Raw genomic sequence first — 16,222 nt, forward strand, 5'->3', positions numbered from 1 at the left:
GGGCTGCCCCGAGCGGCTCAGTGCTTCATCAGGTAGTCGATGAAGGCGGCCCGCAGCAGCGGCGCCGACTCCTCGTAGCCGTGACCGGTCAGCTCCCGCCACAGCGCATTGGCCTCGTCGATCGTCGGGCCGATCGAGTTCGGGGCGCCGTCCAGCACGGTGGCCTCGTCCGCGTTCGGCAGGTGGCGAATCACCGACCAGTAGAACCCCACGTCCCGACGCTCCCGGGCCAGGGCGAACGCCCGCTCCCGCAGCTCCTCGGTGGACAACGCGTCAAGCTCCTCGAACGAGGTTCCGCCGGGGGTGGCGGCAGGTGTGTCGGTCATGTCGCCGAGCCTAACGGTCGAGATCAGCTCCGGCTCGGCGGACGCGATGTGGCTCACCGCCCGTCTGTGTCCCACCGCCGCGGGCCGTCCTCCCAGCGCGGATCCCGCCACGGGTCGGCAGGTTGGGACGCGGCCTGGGTCGGCAGCGTGGGCGGCCAGTTGTCGACGGACTGCGACTGCGGCATGGTCCAACCCGAGCTGATCGTGCCGTCACTGACAGGTTCGAGCTGCTCCGGGCTGCCCTGTCGGGGCCGCCCGAGCGTCTCGACCAGCCGGGTGGCCAGCAGCCCGACGCCGAGCGCGGCCCCGCCGACCGCCCAGTTGCTCAACGTCCAGCCGCGCTCCGGCGCGTACACCTGGAAGACGGTGACCAGGCCGACCGCCAGCAGCGTGCCGAACACACCGCCCCGGCGGCCGTACGCGCTGGTGCCGGCGAGCAGGGCCACGCCGACCGCCAGCACCGTCCAGTCCAGCCCCGAGGTGGGCGCCACCGGCCCGGGATCGTTCGCGGCGAGCAGCACGCCGGCGAGAGCCGCCAGCACCGTGGAGACGACAAGCGCGACGGCGGTCACCACGGCGGCCACCGCGCCCCGCCGACGGGCCGGGTCGGCGATCGGGCGGTACCGGCCGACGAGCCGGCGGATCGCCCGGATCGCGCCGAACAGCCCGCCGAGGACGGCCAACGCGGCGAAGCCGGCGAAGAGGTACCCGGCGCTGCTGGTGGGGTCGTAGTCGCCCTGCACCAGCACGGGCGCCGACCGGCGTTCGATGTACACCACCACGGCTGCGGCGCCGGCCAGGCTGGCAGCCCAGCCCGGCACGTGCAGCACCACCACAGCCAGCGCCAGCGCGAGCCCGCCCAGCGCGGCGACCGCCACGGCCGGGCCGATCGACGCCGGCAGGCCCCGGTCACCCTGCTCGGCGTAGTGCAGGGCCGCCGCCACCGCGACCGGGCCGATGGCCAGGTTTGGTGCGGCCGTACGCAGACTCAGCCCGGCGGCCAGGGCGAGCAACCCCAGCCCGACCGCGTCGATCAGCAGCGTGCGCAGATTGCCGTCGCGCACTGCGGCCGGATCCTCCTGCCAGAGCAGCCAGCTCACGGCCGCCAGCCCGGCCAGCAGCACCAGCTCCCACCCCAGGTGTACGCCGATCCGATCCCGGCCGGGCTCACCGTGGGTGGGGTCGTCGAAGACGTTCTCCAGTACGGCGGCCGGCACCCCCGACGAGGGTTCGGCCGACCGGTCCCGGCCCGCTTCTTCGTACCCCATGACGCCGCCTCCCCAGTGGCCGGCCGTCCCCAGTCCGGCGCGCGGACGGACCCTGGGCGGCCCTTGCTCTCTGATCGGTGGCACCGTACCCGCGCCCGCAGCTGGGCGTAACCCCCTGCTCAACGCTGGCCGGGGCGGCTCTCCCGTGGGTCCTGCTCGCGCTCGTCGTCCGGGCGTTCCGGCACCCGGCAGGAGCGCTCCAACCAGAGCGCGGCGCCGACCAGGGCCAGCGAGGCGAGCAGGCCCCCGCCGGCGGCCGGTCGATCGTCCAGGGCGGCCCGGGTGGTCTCCACGAAGAGCCAGCCGGTGAGCCCCGCGTAGAAGCCCGCAAAGATCGCCGCGGCCAGTGCCGACGCCTTGGCCAGCACCACGAAGCGGGCAACCATCAGCGGGTTGACCGGGTCGCGGCCGGGCTTGCGCTCGATCCGACCCCGGGTGTTGATCGCCGCGTACGCCTCCAGCACGGCGAGGCCGGCCAGCGTCACCACCGGCAGCCAGGGCAGCCGGGGAATGCCGCTGTAGTAGAGGCTGCTGATCAGCAGCCAGGCCACCGCCGCCGCGGCCAACCCGGCCACGACAAGGGTCGAGATCCGGGTGGGGCCCATCCGGGACCCGTCCGGGCTCGACCCGCGGGGTGGGGGCTTCGCCTGCGTCATGCCGGCCGGTTCCGCTCGGTCATGCCGTCGACTCTAACGCCAACTCCGGCCGCGGACGCAGTTCCAGCGCCTCGTCCGCCGCGGGGCCGGTGGTCAGCAGGTCGGTCAGCCAACCGTGACCGGGCAGCCGACCGTACGGCTGGATGTCGATCCACGGGCGCAGCACGAAGGCGCGCAGGTGCGCCCGGGGGTGTGGCAGGGTCAGCTCCGGGTCGTCGCTGAGCACCGGCTCGTCGTCGTCGCCCCAGACCGCGATCACGTCCACGTCGAGGGTGCGCGGCCCGAACCGCCGCTGCGGGTCACGGACCCGGCCGGCCGCGCGTTCCGCTTCGCGGGCCCGCTCCAGCCAGTCGCGCGGGGTGGCGCTGTCGTCCTGGGCGAGCACCACCGCGTTGAGGTACGCGGGCTGGTCGGTGTCGCCCCACGGTGGAGTCTCGTACACACCGGAGAGGACGAGCACGGCGTCGCCGAGGGTGGCCACCGCCGTACGCAGGTGCTCCAGGCGGTCGCCCAGGTTGCTGCCGAGCGAGAGGACCGCCCGGGTCACCGGGCACGCGTCCGGGTCATGGTGACGGCCACGTCGGTGAAGGTGTGCGGTACCGGGGCCTCCGGCTTGTGCACGGTGATCGTCGCGGCGTCGACCCGCTCGTCGGCCAGGCAGACCGCCAGGAGCCGGTCGGCGAGGGTCTCGATCAGGTTGACCGGCTCGCCGGTCACGACCGCGACCAGGCGTTCGGCCAGCTCGCCGTAGTGCACGGTGGCGGTGACATCGTCGCTGGCTGCGGCCGGGCCGAGGTCCAGCTCCAGGACGGCGTCGACGACGAAGTCCTGCCCCTGTGCGCGCTCGAAGTCGTACACCCCGTGCCGGCCGTGCGCCCGCAGGCCGGTCAGCTGGATCCGGTCGGTCGTCATCGCCGTACCTCGTGTTCGTGATCGTGTTGCGCTCGCTCCTGGTGGCGCGACGGAGCGGCCAGGCGGGGGCTGCCGGTCGCGGCCCAGACGGCGAGCGCGTCGGAGGTGGCCTGCACGTCGTGCACGCGTACGCCCCAGGCGCCGGCGGCGACCGCCAGCACGCTGGTGGCCACGGTGGCCGCCTCCCGCTGGGCGGTCGGTCGCGGCGTGCCGTCCGAGCCGGCGAGCAGGCCGCCGAGGTACGACTTACGACTGGCCCCGAAGAGCAGCGGGTAGCCGAGATCGAGCAGCTCCGGCAGGCGGGCGCTGAGCTCCCAGTTGTGTGCGGCCGTCTTGGCGAAGCCGAGCCCGGGGTCGACGATGAGGCGGTCGGCGGACACCCCGGCGGCCAGCGCCGCGTCGATCCGTTGGGCCAACTCGGCCCGGACGTCGGCCACCACGTCGGTGTAGGTGGCCAGCTCGCGCATCGCACGGGAGTGTCCGCGCCAGTGCATCAGCACCCAGGGGCAGTGTGCATCGCGGACCACGCGGGCCATGTCCGGGTCGGCCAGGCCGCCGGAGACGTCGTTGACCACCGCCGCGCCGGCGGCCAGCGCGGCCTCGGCGACCCGGGCGCGGCTGGTGTCGACGCTGACCGCCACGCCGGCGGCGGTCAGCTCACGGATGACCGGCAACACCCGTTCGGCCTCGGTCGCGGCGTCGATCCGCTCAGCGCCCGGACGGGTCGACTCGCCGCCGATGTCGACCAGGTGCGCACCGGCGTCGCGCAGACGGACGCCGTGTCCGACGGCAGCGTCCAGGTCGGCGTACCGTCCGCCGTCGGAGAAGGAGTCCGGTGTGACGTTGAGGACGCCCATCACCACCGGGCCCGAAGCCCGCACCAGATCGGTCACGACTAGACGGTACCGGTCGCGGCAGCGGCGCCCAGCGACCCGGGTCGGCCCCGCACCAGCACCCCTGACGTGGCAATTGGAACAGGTGTACGATCGGTCATCCGGGCAGCATCGGGCAGCCCCTTCGCGGCTTGTCGCAATCCGGGGCGGCCCGTACGCTTTGGAATTGGTCAGCATCGAGATGGCGAAGCTTGGAGGGAGGGCCGAAGCGGGGAAAATCCGCCCAAACCTCGCCACCCTCCGTGGTGAGTAACGAACACAGGGTCAAGTACGCCATGCCCTGTGGAGCACTTTTCCCGCCAGGCTTGCCTATTGCACCGCCGCGGCACCGCCGGCCGCGCTATGGGGAGGTTCCAGTGATCGCCTTCGAGCTCATGGAGACGGCGTCGTCCGGCGTCGCCCACGCGCTCTCCACCCTGGCGTCGACTCCACTCGCGGAGCCGGCACCGAAGGGGATCGACACCAACGGTGTCGTCACCTTCTTCGCCAGCAAGATCGCGCCGATCCTGCTCGCCGTCCTGGGCGTCATCTTCATCGGTCGTGCCAGCCGAGGCGAGATCTCCAAAGTGCTGACCAGCTCCGCGATCGCCATCGTCGGGCTCGCCTTCATCGCCGGCGCGGCAACACTCTTCTTCGTCGGCGATTACCTGATCGACCTGATCTTCGAATAGGCGCGTTCATCAGATGCGGCTGCGCACCGACGACGACATCTACCGGGCCCGCCTGGTCTACCTCGGGCCGCCCGGTTACACCCTTCCGGTCCACCTGCCCTACGCCCAGTACGGGCTCTTCATGCTGCTGGTCCCCCTCTACATGTTCATCCACTGGCTGTTCACGTTGACGGTCGAGCTCTTCCCAGCCTGGGAGATCGCGCTCGCCATCGTGACCACGTCGTTCATCTTCCGGCACGTCGACCCCGATCGGCCGGCGCGGGTGGTCATCCGCACCGCGCTGACCGACTGGCGGCGCACCCGGGAGCCGGCGGTCGAGCAGCGCGATCCGCGCCTGGTCGGCAGCCGGATCAGGATTCGGGAGGAGCTGGCATGACCGGACGTAGGGTGAACGGTCCGTCGCAGGGCGTGGGCAAGGTTCTGCCCACATCCCTTGAGGCGGGCGCATGAGCCGCTCCTCCACGCCGGGCTCCCCGGCCGGCCGCCCGGGCGCGCCGACCGGTCACCGTGCGCACTCATTCGACTACACCGACGACGACGAGGTCGCCCTCGACCCCGCGCTGGTGACGTCACCCGGCCACGGCGCCGTCGGCGTGTTCCAGGCACCCCGGCCGGTCCCCCGCCGGACACCACCGGTGGAGCCCGCCGCCGTGTCGGCCGGGGAAAACGCCGACATCGACTCCCCCTTCCTGGACCTCTTCGGCGGCGGGGCCCGACCCAGCGCGGCCCGAGCCGTCACGGCCGGCCCGAGCACCCGCGAGCAGCCGGCGATCCCGCATCAGCCGCCACCCACCGCCAGCCCGGCACCAGCCCGCGCGGTTCCCGAGCTGGAGCCTCCGTGGACGCCCGCCGAGCAGCCCGCCAGCGGCAGCCGACCCGTCGAGGCACGGCACGGAGGCGGCCACCCGACCACCGAGTCCCGGGTGCCGCATCAGGCCGGCGATCGACGGCCGATGCTGCGCCCGCCGGACGAGCCCGACCCGTCCCCCGGCCGTGGCTCATCGGCGGCGGCAACCGGCCCCGCTGGCCGGACAACCGGCACCCTGCCGAGCAGCCGACCCACGCCCACCCCGACGGCTCAGGCGGCCCGGCCCACCGCACCGGCCCCGCAGCCGGCCAGCACCGCAGGCGCGGCTCGCCCGGCATTGGAGCGCACGCCGCGGCGAGCCGCCTCCACGGGCAAGGAGGTCGCCGCACCCCGACAACGCACGGCGAGCCGACCGGACCGGCCGATCAAGCCGACCCGGGTGCGGGCCCCAAAGATCAAATTCGGGGATCGGGATCCGTCGGTCGAGTTGGCCATCACCGAGATCGCCGGCCACCTGACCTTCACGCCGAACACCGTCACAGCCTGGTACTGGCTGCCCGAGGTCCGCTGGGCGTTCCGGCCGGACGCCGAACGCGAGGCGCTACTGTCGGCGATCTCCGAGCAGTACGCCGGCTTGGCCGGCTTCCGCCTACACCTGCGCCGCACCACCCGGCCGTTCCCCGCCGACGAGTGGGCGCGCACCATCGACACACACACCGCGGCACCGCTCCCCGACGTACCCGGCACCACCGGCTGGGCCGATCACCTGGTCGCCGCCCAACGGCACCTGATGGCGGTCAACCACGCCGAGGGGCAGACCTACCTGGGTGTCACCTTCGCCCGCCGTTCCCTCGGCGACTCGCTCACCGAGCGGCTGCTGCGCACCTTCGGCCGCGGCACCGCCGATGGCGAACGCCGCAAGCTGGGCCGCACCGTCGAGCAGTTCGACGAGGTGCTCGGCGCGTTCGGCATGCGCGGCCGGCGGGTCACCGCCCAGGAACTCGAGTGGCTGCTCTACCGCTCGGTGGCGCTGTGCATGTCACCGCCGAGCACCCTCTCCCCCGTCACCGACGGGCGCTGGGAGCGCGGCGACCTGCTCGCCATGACCGAGCAGGTCGAGCGCTACCGCACCCCGTACGGCTCGACGGTCAAGCTGGTCAATCGGATGACCGGCGAGGAGCGGCACGTGGCCGTGCTCGCCGTCGGCCGGATGGAGCCGCTGGAGATCCCGGAACGGCACGAGCCGTGGCTGCACTTCCACGAGCGGCTGCCTTGGCCGATGGAGATCTCCACCCGCGTCGACATCCTCGGCTCCGGCGACTCCTTCCGCAATCTCGAACACCGACTGCGGATGATCCGCTCGCAACAGCTCGACTACGCCGAACACGGCATCGACGCACCCCCGGAGCTGGAACGACTGGCCAAGCGCGCCCTGGTGATCGGCGACGAGATGACCACCGGTCTGCCGGTCGACTCGGCCCGTGCGCACGGCTGGCACCGGATCGCGGTCGGCGGCCGGACCAGGGAGGAATGCCTGGAGCGAGCCCGCCGGCTCATCCAGCTCTACTCCCGGGAGCTGCGCATCTCGCTGCAGCACCCGAAGAACCAGGACTGGCTGGCCCGCGAGTTCATCCCCGGCGAACCCATCGCCAACACCGGCTACGTCCGTCGCATGCCGGTGCCACTGCTCGCCGCCGCGCTCCCCCAGGCCGCATCGAACGTGGGCGACCGGCGGGGCGACCTGATCGGCCGGACCGCCGGCACCTGCCGCCGCCCGGTCTTCCTCGACCTGCACTTCCCCATGGAGGTCCGGGAACGCTCCGGGCTCGCGGTCTTCGTCGCCGAGCCGGGCGGTGGAAAGTCGACACTGCTCGGCGCGCTGGGCTACCTGGCCGCCCGCCGAGGTGTCCAGGTGACCCTGCTCGACCCGTCCGGCCCGCTGGCCCGCCTCTGCGCGATGCCCGAGCTGCGGCCGTACTCCCGGGTGTTGAACCTGACCGGCTCGGAGCACGGCACCCTGGCGCCCTACTCACTCATCCCGACGCCGCTGCGCACCGAGTTCGGCAGCGGGGCCGCCGGTGACCGGGAGTTCGAAATCGCGGTCTCCAACGCCCGAGCCGAGCGGCGGATGCTGGTCCAGGACATCTGCATGATGCTCGTCCCGCCGCAGGTGGCCAGGGAGGCGTCGACCGCAACCCTCTTCCGGCACGCCGTCCGCCAGGTCCCCGCCGAGGAGGCCTCCACCCTGGACGACGTGGTGAGCTGCCTCGGGCGGCTCGACGACGACGCCGGCAAGGAACTGGCCAACCTCCTGCTGGACACCGCCGAGATGCCGTTGGCCATGCTCTTCTTCGGCCGACCTCCGGAAGGGCTGCTCGGTGCCGACGCGGCCCTCACCGTGATCACCATGGCCGGGCTACGGTTGCCCGACCTCAAGATCGAACGGGAATACTGGTCAGCCGAGGAAGCCCTGGCCCTGCCGATGCTGCACACCGCGCACCGGCTCGCCGTCCGGCGCTGCTACGGCGGCTCGATGTCGTCCCGCAAGCTCGTCGGCCTCGACGAGGCGCACTTCATGGAGGGCTGGCGATCCGGGCGCTCCTTCCTGGTCCGGCTCGCCCGTGACTCCCGCAAATGGAACCTGGCCGCGCTGGTCGCCTCCCAGAACCCCCGCGACATCCTCGGCCTCGACGTGCAGAACCTCGTCTCCACCGTCTTCGTCGGCCGCATCGCCGAGGACGCCGAGATCGCCTCCGAAGCCCTGCGGCTGCTGCGGGTGCCGGTCAACGACGGGTACGAAGCCACCCTCGCCTCGCTCTCCGCCGCCGACGCCAACTCGGCCTCCCGCCTCGGCTTCCGGGAGTTCGTGATGCGCGACGTGGACGGACGGGTGCAGAAGGTCCGAGTCGACGTCTCGTACGTCGAAGGGCTGCTGGACCACCTCGACACGACGCCCGCCGCGATCGCCGCAGCGGCCGGAGTGCTGCCGAGCATCCCCCTGCCGGACCTGGAGGCGTGACATGGCTAGGGCCTGGGCCAGGGTCCTCGGTCGAGCCGAGGCGGAGGGCCGTGACCCGGGCCCCGGGGTCTGGGCAAAGATCACGTCGTTTCTGCTCGCCCTCGGCGTACTGGCCGGGGCCAGCCTCACCTGGCCGCTGATCAGCGCGGAGGCCGCAGCCGCCGCACCGCCAGCCGCCCAGGCCCGCGCCGACCTCTGCACGACCGCCGAATGGCAGGCCGACTTCCGCGCCTGCGTGGAAAAGCTACAAGCAGTCAGCGAGGACCAGGTCACTTGCCGCAACGCACCAACCCCGGGTGCGCCGGATTCCGGGCTCGCTGGCTGGTTCGCCGCCGCGCCGCCAACGGAAGCCGCGAATGGAGTAGCTGGTCGGTACAGCCTCTATGGCTACGGCGGCTACAGCTATAACACCTATGACGTCGACGGTGGCTGCGCCTCGAGCGTGCTTCATCCGGACTACAAGTTCACCACGACGGTCGCCAATGGCGAGTTCATGGCCGCCACGGCAATCATCGGCGCGTCAAATGCGCTCAGAGAGCGCGCCTGGGACCCCGGTTCGATGTGGGGATGGGCTGACCCGCTTGTCGAACAGGCGACCAAGGCCGTGTACCAGAAGGTGTTCAGCGTCTTCGGCATCGTCACCCTCTGCGTGGTGGGGCTCTACCTACTCTGGCGATCCCGCCAGTCAGACATGAGCAACGCGATGACCACCGCAGGCTGGGCACTGCTGGTGATGGTCGCGGTCACGGCGCTGGCTGCCTGGCCGGTCAAGTCGGCGAACATCGCCGACGGTGCACTTGTCACCGGCCTCGGAGTGGTGCACGACGCCGTTGGGCCGCAGGCGAAGGAACCGGATCCAGGGCGGTGCATCGAGCCGGACCGCTGCAAAGATCTTCGCGCCCCTGCCGTTCGAGCCAGCGACACCGCTACCGAGACGATGCTCTACCGCAACTGGCTCCGGGGCGTTCTAGGTTCAGCAGATAGCGAGACCGCGCTCAAGTACGGCCCCGCACTTTACGATGCGAAATCTCTAACCTGGGGCGAGGCCAAATCCATGCGCGCCAGTTCGGCCGCCCGGGACGCGACGATCAAGGCCAAGCAGCAGCAGTGGGCGCGGGTGGCACAGCAGATCAAGACCGAGGATCCGGAGGCGTACGAATACCTTCGGGGCGTACGCGATATGGACCGAATCGGCGCAGGATTCATCGCCGTGCTCGCGGCCGCACTCTTCGCGATGTTCGACCTCACCGCGTCGTTGCTGGTGCTGCTGGGCTTCCTGATCTTCCGGTGGGCGGTGATCGCGGCCCCCATCCTGGGCACCATCGGTCTACTCCGGCCGGCCAGTGCCGGTCTGCGGCGGTTGGCGAACGCTGTGGTCGCCGCGCTGTTCAACATCGCCATCTTCGGCACCGGGGCCGCCATCTACCTGTTCGCCGTCGATTTGATCATGAGTACCCCCACCATGCCGGGTTGGCTTCAGGTGGTGCTGGTGTGGCTCTGCGGGGTGGTCGGATGGCTGCTGCTGCGGCCGTATCGTCGGATCACCCAACTCGGCGGCAAGGACAGCAGCGAAGCGGTCAGCTCGGCCGGGTCCTGGCATCGCCGGTTCTTCCGTGACATGCGGACCGCCGCGCGACTGGACGTTGCGGAGCCGGGCGGCACCGCCGAGCCGGTGGGCGGACGTCGACGGTCACCCAACGCGGAGCAGACCCGGCTACGACCGGAGGCACGGCGGGAGGACCCGGCCCCCGTGCCGACCGCTGCGGCCGAGGGCCGGCGCGCAGACGCAGTGCGCCCCGACGGTCGAGAGCGGCCCGACGAGACGCCGGCGGGTGAGGGCAGCGGTCGGAACCGTCAGGTCCCCCCACAGCCCCGACGCCGACAGCCGGCGACCTGGACCGAGCCCGACGTACCGGATGAGAACCCGGCGTTCGTGGTGTACCGCCCGGGCTCCACCGATCGAGCGCCGGATCGCACCGGACCTCGGGTGCGCTCAGAGGCGAGGTGACGGTCATGCGACGGGCGTTGGAGTTCCTCTTCACCCGGGCGCTGCGGTCCCGGTTGGGCATTGCGCTGGTGATCGGGGTGGTGGTCGTCGGCGTACTCGGGGCGGCCCGGCTGATCGGCAACCCGGCCGATTCGGCGGATGGTTTGAGCAGCCGTCCGGATGGACCGATCATCACCGTGGATCCGACGGCCGGCGACGACGGTCTGCTCAACAGCGCGGCGCCGCCGTCACCCGTGACGTCGCCCGGCGCCCGCACTCCCGAGCAGACCGCCGACCGCTTCGCCGCAGCCTGGCTGGGTCGCCCCGGGATGACCACCGAAGCCTGGCAGGCTGGCCTACGGCCGCTCTCCACACCTGCGCTGAGGGAGAAGTTGGCCGGCGTCGAGCCCGAGAGCGTGCCCGCCGAGAAGGTCACCGGTGCGCCAACCATGCGGGAGCGGACCGAGACGTTCGTCGAGTTGCTGCTCCCCCTTGATGCCGGCCGGCTTCGGCTGGAGCTGGTCACCTCCGACGATGGTTGGCTGGTCGACGTTCTGGACTGGGAGCGGCCATGAGCGACGTTGGTAGCCCCGAAACCCGCCGCCGGCCCCGGCTCGGTCTCATCGCCGCTGTGGTCACCGGGGTGCTGCTCCTGCTCTGCTGCACTGGCGGCACCGCGGCGTTCTTCCTCACCGGGCTAGGCGGCGACGACGCCGAGAACGGCGACACCCTGGCAGGCATGGAGTGCGGACCGGTCCGAGCTGTGAACATCGCCGGCAAGCTGCCGCGGTTCGCGGAGTACGGCGACAGCCAGGTCCGCAATGCCGCGATCATCATCAAGGTTGGCCAGGACATGGGTGTGCCGTCGCGTGGCTGGGTGATCGCCCTCGCCACCGCGATGCAGGAGTCCGCCCTGCGCAACCTGGCGAACAGCGGCGTGCCCGAGTCCCTGGCCCTGCCGCACGAGGGCGTTGGCGCGGACCACGACTCGCTGGGCCTGTTCCAGCAGCGGCCGGGATGGGGCTCTGTCGCCGAGCGGTTGACCCCCGCGTACGCGGCCCGCAAGTTTTACGAAAAGCTCATCAAGGTGGAGAGCTGGCAACGCCGACCACTGACCGTGGTCGCGCAACGAGTGCAAGTCAGCGCATACCCGGACGCGTACGCCAAACACGAAGAGGTAGCCAGCCGGATCGTGGACGCGCTGGCCGGCGGCGCGGCCCGCACCGTCGAGATCAACGGCAAGGCGGTGTGTGACGCGGCCGAGCGCGGCCAGATCGCCGCCTCCGGCTGGACCGCGCCGATCCCCGGCAGAGTCGGCTCCGGTTTCCGCACCGCCAGCCGACCCAGCCACAACGGAGTCGACATCGGCGCGGCCAAGGGCACCGAGATCCGTGCGGCAGCGACCGGTCGGGTACTGGTTTCCACCTGCGACGAGGACTACCGCGGCCGGCAAGACTGCAACGTGGACGGATATCCCGGCAAGAAGGGCTGCGGCTGGTTCGTCGACCTGCTGCACGCCGGCGGCTACATAACCCGCTACTGCCACATGGTGGTTCAGCCCTTCGTCAAGAAGGATCAGATCGTGTCGGCCGGTCAGGTGATCGGCAAGGTCGGAAGCAGTGGCAACTCCTCCGGCCCACACCTGCACTTCGAGGTGCACCTGCGCAACGACCGCAACGCGTCGGGCGCGGTGAACCCGGTCCCGTTCATGCGCCAGCGGGGCGCCCCGCTGCGCGCTGCGGAGTGAGGCCACCGCGGGTATGACCGGACCATTGCCCGATCCCTTCGCCGACCAGCCCGACTGGGCACCGCAGCCACCCCGGCCGCTGGCCATCGTCCCTGCAACGGAGCGGGTCGAGCTACGCGGGCGGCGGGTGCTGGTCGGGCTGCCGGGGTTGGGTTGGCGTGGCGATCTGCGCGCGGACGACCGGGTGGTGCAGAGCGTCCGGACCTACGTGCCGGTCATCCCCGAGCATGAGTGGTACCGGGCCGAAGCGGACCAGGTCGAGGTGTTCGCGCCGCTGGTGCCGGTGGAGCGGGTCTGGGTGGAGACCGTCGGCAGCCGACCCGGGGTCGATGGCGCCCGAGACACGGGAATCCGGTTGGTCTCGCTGGACGGGCCGGCCCATCGGGCCCCCACACCGGTCTTCGAAGCCGACGCAGTCACCGGCCGTCGGGTGGTGCACGTCGAGAACGGCCTGGAGCGCCGTGACCTTCGAGCGGTCACCGAGACTTACTCGGGCGCCGAAGGGGACATCTGCGTGCGCATCACGCCCGAGGTGGAGTGGTACCGCTGGGCCTGGCGGGGCCAGTCGCCCACCACCCTGGAAGTGCCGGTCCATTTGTTGTGGATTGAATGAAAGTTAACTGATTTTGGAGCCAGAGCAGACGCGCCATCCATCCCTGTCCTTCAAATCGAACCGCCAAGTGTCGGCCAAGCTCTGATGGATTCCGTCAATCGCCGCGCTCCGTCTAATGACGGCGATCACAGATGCGTCGGCGGCAGCAGCCTCAGCCACGGCAACGTCTTCGATGTTGATCGCAAAAGAGACGCCCAGTTCCTGCTCTCGTCGGGCTACGTCCGCTGCGAACTCGTCAACCGAAGAAACCGCGCCATCGCAGGTGAACAGCTTTGCCCGGTTTGAATCACGGGAGACGAGCGTCGCCTGAAGATAGTTGATCACCGCTACGTCCGGCGTGCTGCGGTCCGGGGCTGAGGCGCGGCTGTACCAGACGTAGGCGGTTGCGACCCCGCCAAGACAGAGCAGAGCGAGCACGCCGGCGACGACCGTGAGCACCGTCCGCATTCGGCGGTGTGGCGGCTGCGGTGCCGGCGTTACCGGGGCGGGTGGCAGCTGCTCGGACGGTGTCCGCTGGGCCGGTACGCGGGAGACCTGGGAACCGGCGGGGGGCTGCACTGATTCCACCTCCTGAAGTTAACGGCTGGACGCTCCGGAGCCAATGCCTCAGATCCAGCGGATCGTGACGGACCCCTCCCCACCGGTGAGATCCGCGACAACACCGGCGCAGCGCCGAGGCACCTCCCGGAGGTGCGCCTGCGGCTGGGATACCGTCTCTGCTTGGGGAGGGGTTGCCAACCTCGGGTAGAGGGGGTGGACGCGGTGGCCGGTCCGAAGGCTCGCACGAACCGCGCCGCAGCCCTGCATCGTCGGGCGACGGCCGTCGCGACTGCGGCTGCCGGGATCCTGGACGAGACGCGGCCGGCTCCGGCCGATCAGCGCCGTCAGTACGAGGTGGCCGACCGGCTTCGGTCGGCTGCTGCGTTGTTGGCTCCGGGTTGGTCGGGCGCGGCGCTGGATTCGCTGTCCGTGGATTCGCCGGCGGGTGATGGTCCGCCGCCGTTCGTTCGGGTCGGCACCGCGGCGCCGTTGGACGACGCTCGTTTCCCCGCGTTGGTGCCACTTGTCGGCACCGGTCATCTCAGCGTCGACGTTGACGCGCGGGAGCCGAGGGTGGCTGGGTTGCTCCGAGCCGTACTCCTGCGGTTGTTGGGTGCGGCACCGGCGGGTGCCCTGCTGATTCGCGCGGTGGATGCCACCGGGGCTGCGCTGACGCCGTTCGGAGCGCTCGCGGACGCTGGCCTACTGCCGCCGCCGGCGGTGGATGTGGCGGGTCTGCGCGCGGTGCTGACCGAGGCAGAGCAGTGGGTCGCGCCGGGGACGAGTGGGCGGCGCCGCCACGATCGGACGCTGTTGCTGGTGGTAGCCGCGTTGCCGGAGTCGACCGGTCCGACCGATCTGGCGCGCATCGAGACGTTGGCGGAGCAGGGGCCGGGCGCTGGGCTGCACCTGGTGGTGGCGGGTTGGCCGCCCGCCGGCCCGTACTCGGCCCGGGCACCGCTGCCGCGCACCACCTCGCTGGCGTTGCGTAATGCGTACGCGCTGCTCGGTGACCCACCGGGGGCGTCGTTCGCGGGGCCGGGCGCCGATCCGCCGGGCGGTTTGAACTCGCCGGTCTTCGTCGAGTCGGACCCGCCGGCCGAGTTGGTCGACGCGGTCTGCCGACGGCTCGCCGAGCAGGTCGAGGCTGGTTCCCGGTTGGCGTTGGGTGCTCTGCTGCCGCCGACGGGTGAACAGCTGTGGGAGTCGGACTCGGCCGACGGGTTGACCACGACCGTCGGCGATGCCGGGGGCCGGCCGGTGCCGCTGGGTTTCACCGAGTTGACCCCGCACTGGCTGGTGAGTGGCCGGTCCGCGACGGCCCGTGCGGCGTTCCTGACCACCGCGCTGCTCGGCCTGGCCGCCCGGTACGGCCCGGAGGATCTGGCGTTCTACCTGGCGGATCTCGGCGACGGCGAGTCCTTCGTGGAGTTTTTGCAGACCGAACGGGACCGGTCGTGGGTTCCGCAGGTGCGCGCGGCGGCGATGGCCGCCGACCGGGAGTACGTCCGGGATCTGCTCGAGGAGTTGGCGGCCGAGGTCCAGCGCCGTACGGAGGCGGGTGCCCGGGCCGGAGGGCAACGCTTCGCGGAGCTGCGTCAGCATCAGCCGCTGCCGCGGATCGTCTGTGTGGTGGACAATGTGCCGCTGCTCTTCGCCGAGCGGGATCGGCTTGCCGCCGAGGTGGCCGCCCAGTTGGACGGGCTGGCCCGGGCCGGTCGGGCGTACGGCGTGCACCTGGTGTTGGCCGGCGCGGGCGAGTTGGGGCTGAGTGCGCGTGCCGATGCTGGTCATCGCGATTCGGTGCTCGGGCAGTTTCCGGTGCGGGTGGCGTTGCCGGGTGGCAGTCCGGTGCTGGAGCCGACGAACGACTCGGCGGCCGGTCTGCCGGTGGGCAGTGCGGTGGTGAACACGGCCGGTGGGCTCGGCGGCCCGCGGGGTGCGATCCGGGGGCACGAACGGTTGATCCGTCACCCGGATCCGCAGGATCATCCGGAGGTTGTGGAGAGGCTGCGGCACGAGTTGTGGGCGGCCCGACCGGCCGGGTCGGTGCCGCCGGTGGTCTTCGCGGGTTACGCCCGGCCACTGCTGGGCAACGATCCGCGTCACCGGGCGGCCTTGGCGGGGCAGGCGCATGGTCCGGCCGCCCTGCTGGGTCGGGCGGTGGACGTGGCCCGTTCGACGGTCGCCGTGCCGTTGGGGCCGGCGGCCGGGCGCAACCTCGCGGTGCTGGGTTCGGGCTCGGCGGCGGGCGGGCTGCTGGCGACGGCCGCGCGGAGCACGTCGGCTCACCACCCACCGGGTGGCGCCCGCTTCCTGGTGGCGGCACCGGACCCGGGCTCCCGGGCGTTGGCGGAGGCGTTGACGGTCGAGTTGGCTGCCCGGCATTCAGCCGAGTTGGTGGATCTGCCGACGCTGCTCGCGGACGCGGCCGACGACCTGCCGACGTATCTGGTGGTCTTCGGGCTGGACCGGCCGGGTCCTCGGGAGCTGCCGGTGGACCGGCTGCGGTCGCTTCTGCGGGACGGGCCTCCGGCGGGCAGACATCTGCTGGGCTGGTGGCGTGCGGTGCCGCCGTTCGCCGCGTTGTTCGAGCCGGCGGGCGAGGTCGACAAGCTGGCTGCGGTGGCCGTGCTGGATGTGCCGGTCGCGCAGCTCACCGCGGTCTTCGGCCGGACGGTCGAGTGGCAGGTGCGCCCCGACCGGGCGGTGCTGTTCGACGGTCCGGACGAGCGGGGCACCGTGCTGGTGCCGTTCGCCGACGAGGCCAACTGATCGGGTG

The 16,222-nt window shown here is 71.6% G+C and carries 15 protein-coding genes; 8 read left to right on the plus strand and 7 right to left on the minus strand.

Annotated features, from left to right (window positions below):
* Nucleotides 1–17: 17 nt before the first annotated feature.
* From V6U86_RS18295 to folP, 6 genes are all read right to left on the minus strand, one after another.
* The gene (locus V6U86_RS18295; RefSeq protein WP_334504943.1) at nucleotides 18–326 is read right to left on the minus strand and encodes a hypothetical protein; all 309 of its coding nucleotides are present in this window, start codon (nucleotides 324–326) and stop codon (nucleotides 18–20) included.
* Nucleotides 327–379: 53 nt separating this feature from the next.
* A complete protein-coding gene (locus V6U86_RS18300) occupies nucleotides 380–1,594 on the minus strand; it encodes an ABC transporter permease (protein WP_334504946.1) in 1,215 nt (404 codons plus the stop codon).
* A 119-nt stretch (nucleotides 1,595–1,713) separates the two neighbouring features.
* Nucleotides 1,714–2,199 carry a DUF3180 domain-containing protein gene (locus V6U86_RS18305; RefSeq protein WP_442934963.1) on the minus strand — a complete coding sequence of 162 codons (486 nt, stop codon included), beginning with the start codon at nucleotides 2,197–2,199 and terminating at the stop codon, nucleotides 1,714–1,716.
* 70 nt (nucleotides 2,200–2,269) lie between these two features.
* Nucleotides 2,270–2,797, minus strand: a complete 528-nt coding sequence (gene folK, locus V6U86_RS18310; protein ID WP_334504952.1) for a 2-amino-4-hydroxy-6-hydroxymethyldihydropteridine diphosphokinase — start codon at nucleotides 2,795–2,797, stop codon at nucleotides 2,270–2,272.
* Entirely contained in the window at nucleotides 2,794–3,162 is a 369-nt protein-coding gene (gene folB / locus V6U86_RS18315; RefSeq protein WP_334504954.1) for a dihydroneopterin aldolase, read from the minus strand. Before folB ends, folK begins: the two co-directional genes overlap by 4 nt.
* A complete protein-coding gene (gene folP, locus V6U86_RS18320) occupies nucleotides 3,159–4,055 on the minus strand; it encodes a dihydropteroate synthase (RefSeq protein WP_334504957.1) in 897 nt (298 codons plus the stop codon). Before folP ends, folB begins: the two co-directional genes overlap by 4 nt.
* Nucleotides 4,056–4,411: 356 nt before the next feature.
* On the opposite strand from folP, the gene V6U86_RS18325 reads away from it, so the two are divergent.
* The 7 genes from V6U86_RS18325 to V6U86_RS18355 all read left to right on the plus strand — a co-directional run bounded on the left by V6U86_RS18325 (nucleotide 4,412) and on the right by V6U86_RS18355 (nucleotide 12,900).
* On the plus strand, nucleotides 4,412–4,726 hold the full coding sequence (locus V6U86_RS18325; RefSeq protein WP_278149444.1) for a hypothetical protein: 315 nt from the start codon (nucleotides 4,412–4,414) through the stop codon (nucleotides 4,724–4,726).
* Nucleotides 4,727–4,739: 13 nt separating this feature from the next.
* Nucleotides 4,740–5,102 (plus strand): hypothetical protein, encoded by a 363-nt coding sequence (locus V6U86_RS18330; RefSeq protein ID WP_053654782.1) that lies wholly within the window; start codon nucleotides 4,740–4,742, stop codon nucleotides 5,100–5,102.
* Between the two features lie 70 nt (nucleotides 5,103–5,172).
* Nucleotides 5,173–8,553, plus strand: coding sequence for an ATP-binding protein (locus V6U86_RS18335; RefSeq protein WP_334504973.1), 3,381 nt, complete (start codon nucleotides 5,173–5,175; stop codon nucleotides 8,551–8,553).
* Nucleotide 8,554: 1 nt separating this feature from the next.
* Complete coding sequence (locus V6U86_RS18340) at nucleotides 8,555–10,561, plus strand: MFS transporter (protein WP_334504975.1); 2,007 nt, start codon at nucleotides 8,555–8,557, stop codon at nucleotides 10,559–10,561.
* Between the two features lie 5 nt (nucleotides 10,562–10,566).
* Nucleotides 10,567–11,115, plus strand: coding sequence for a hypothetical protein (locus V6U86_RS18345; protein ID WP_442934957.1), 549 nt, complete (start codon nucleotides 10,567–10,569; stop codon nucleotides 11,113–11,115).
* Nucleotides 11,112–12,287: a M23 family metallopeptidase gene (locus tag V6U86_RS18350; RefSeq protein WP_334504980.1), complete on the plus strand. Its 1,176-nt coding sequence runs from the start codon at nucleotides 11,112–11,114 to the stop codon at nucleotides 12,285–12,287. Before V6U86_RS18345 ends, V6U86_RS18350 begins: the two co-directional genes overlap by 4 nt.
* Before the next feature lie 13 nt (nucleotides 12,288–12,300).
* Nucleotides 12,301–12,900, plus strand: coding sequence for a hypothetical protein (locus tag V6U86_RS18355; protein WP_334504983.1), 600 nt, complete (start codon nucleotides 12,301–12,303; stop codon nucleotides 12,898–12,900).
* 3 nt (nucleotides 12,901–12,903) lie between these two features.
* Here the strand turns inward: V6U86_RS18355 and V6U86_RS18360 are convergent, their stop codons facing one another.
* The gene (locus V6U86_RS18360) at nucleotides 12,904–13,347 is read right to left on the minus strand and encodes a hypothetical protein (RefSeq protein ID WP_442934958.1); all 444 of its coding nucleotides are present in this window, start codon (nucleotides 13,345–13,347) and stop codon (nucleotides 12,904–12,906) included.
* Nucleotides 13,348–13,653: 306 nt separating this feature from the next.
* Here V6U86_RS18360 and V6U86_RS18365 point away from each other — a divergent pair, with 306 nt between their 5' ends.
* Nucleotides 13,654–16,215 (plus strand): FtsK/SpoIIIE domain-containing protein, encoded by a 2,562-nt coding sequence (locus V6U86_RS18365; protein WP_334504988.1) that lies wholly within the window; start codon nucleotides 13,654–13,656, stop codon nucleotides 16,213–16,215.
* Nucleotides 16,216–16,222: the final 7 nt, after the last annotated feature.

Source organism: Micromonospora sp. CPCC 205558, from assembly GCF_036902955.1.
Taxonomy (GTDB): Bacteria; Actinomycetota; Actinomycetes; order Mycobacteriales; family Micromonosporaceae; genus Micromonospora.

Bases quoted from the DNA above. Each gene is read 5' to 3' on its own strand.
- V6U86_RS18295 (WP_334504943.1), bottom strand. From the start codon at position 326: ATGACCGACACACCTGCCGCCACCCCCGGCGGAACCTCGTTCGAGGAG.
- V6U86_RS18300 (WP_334504946.1), bottom strand. From the start codon at position 1,594: ATGGGGTACGAAGAAGCGGGCCGGGACCGGTCGGCCGAACCCTCGTCG.
- V6U86_RS18305 (WP_442934963.1), bottom strand. From the start codon at position 2,199: ATGGGCCCCACCCGGATCTCGACCCTTGTCGTGGCCGGGTTGGCCGCG.
- folB (WP_334504954.1), bottom strand. From the start codon at position 3,162: ATGACGACCGACCGGATCCAGCTGACCGGCCTGCGGGCGCACGGCCGG.
- V6U86_RS18330 (WP_053654782.1), top strand. From the start codon at position 4,740: ATGCGGCTGCGCACCGACGACGACATCTACCGGGCCCGCCTGGTCTAC.
- V6U86_RS18335 (WP_334504973.1), top strand. From the start codon at position 5,173: ATGAGCCGCTCCTCCACGCCGGGCTCCCCGGCCGGCCGCCCGGGCGCG.
- V6U86_RS18340 (WP_334504975.1), top strand. From the start codon at position 8,555: ATGGCTAGGGCCTGGGCCAGGGTCCTCGGTCGAGCCGAGGCGGAGGGC.
- V6U86_RS18345 (WP_442934957.1), top strand. From the start codon at position 10,567: ATGCGACGGGCGTTGGAGTTCCTCTTCACCCGGGCGCTGCGGTCCCGG.
- V6U86_RS18350 (WP_334504980.1), top strand. From the start codon at position 11,112: ATGAGCGACGTTGGTAGCCCCGAAACCCGCCGCCGGCCCCGGCTCGGT.
- V6U86_RS18355 (WP_334504983.1), top strand. From the start codon at position 12,301: ATGACCGGACCATTGCCCGATCCCTTCGCCGACCAGCCCGACTGGGCA.
- V6U86_RS18360 (WP_442934958.1), bottom strand. From the start codon at position 13,347: ATGCGGACGGTGCTCACGGTCGTCGCCGGCGTGCTCGCTCTGCTCTGT.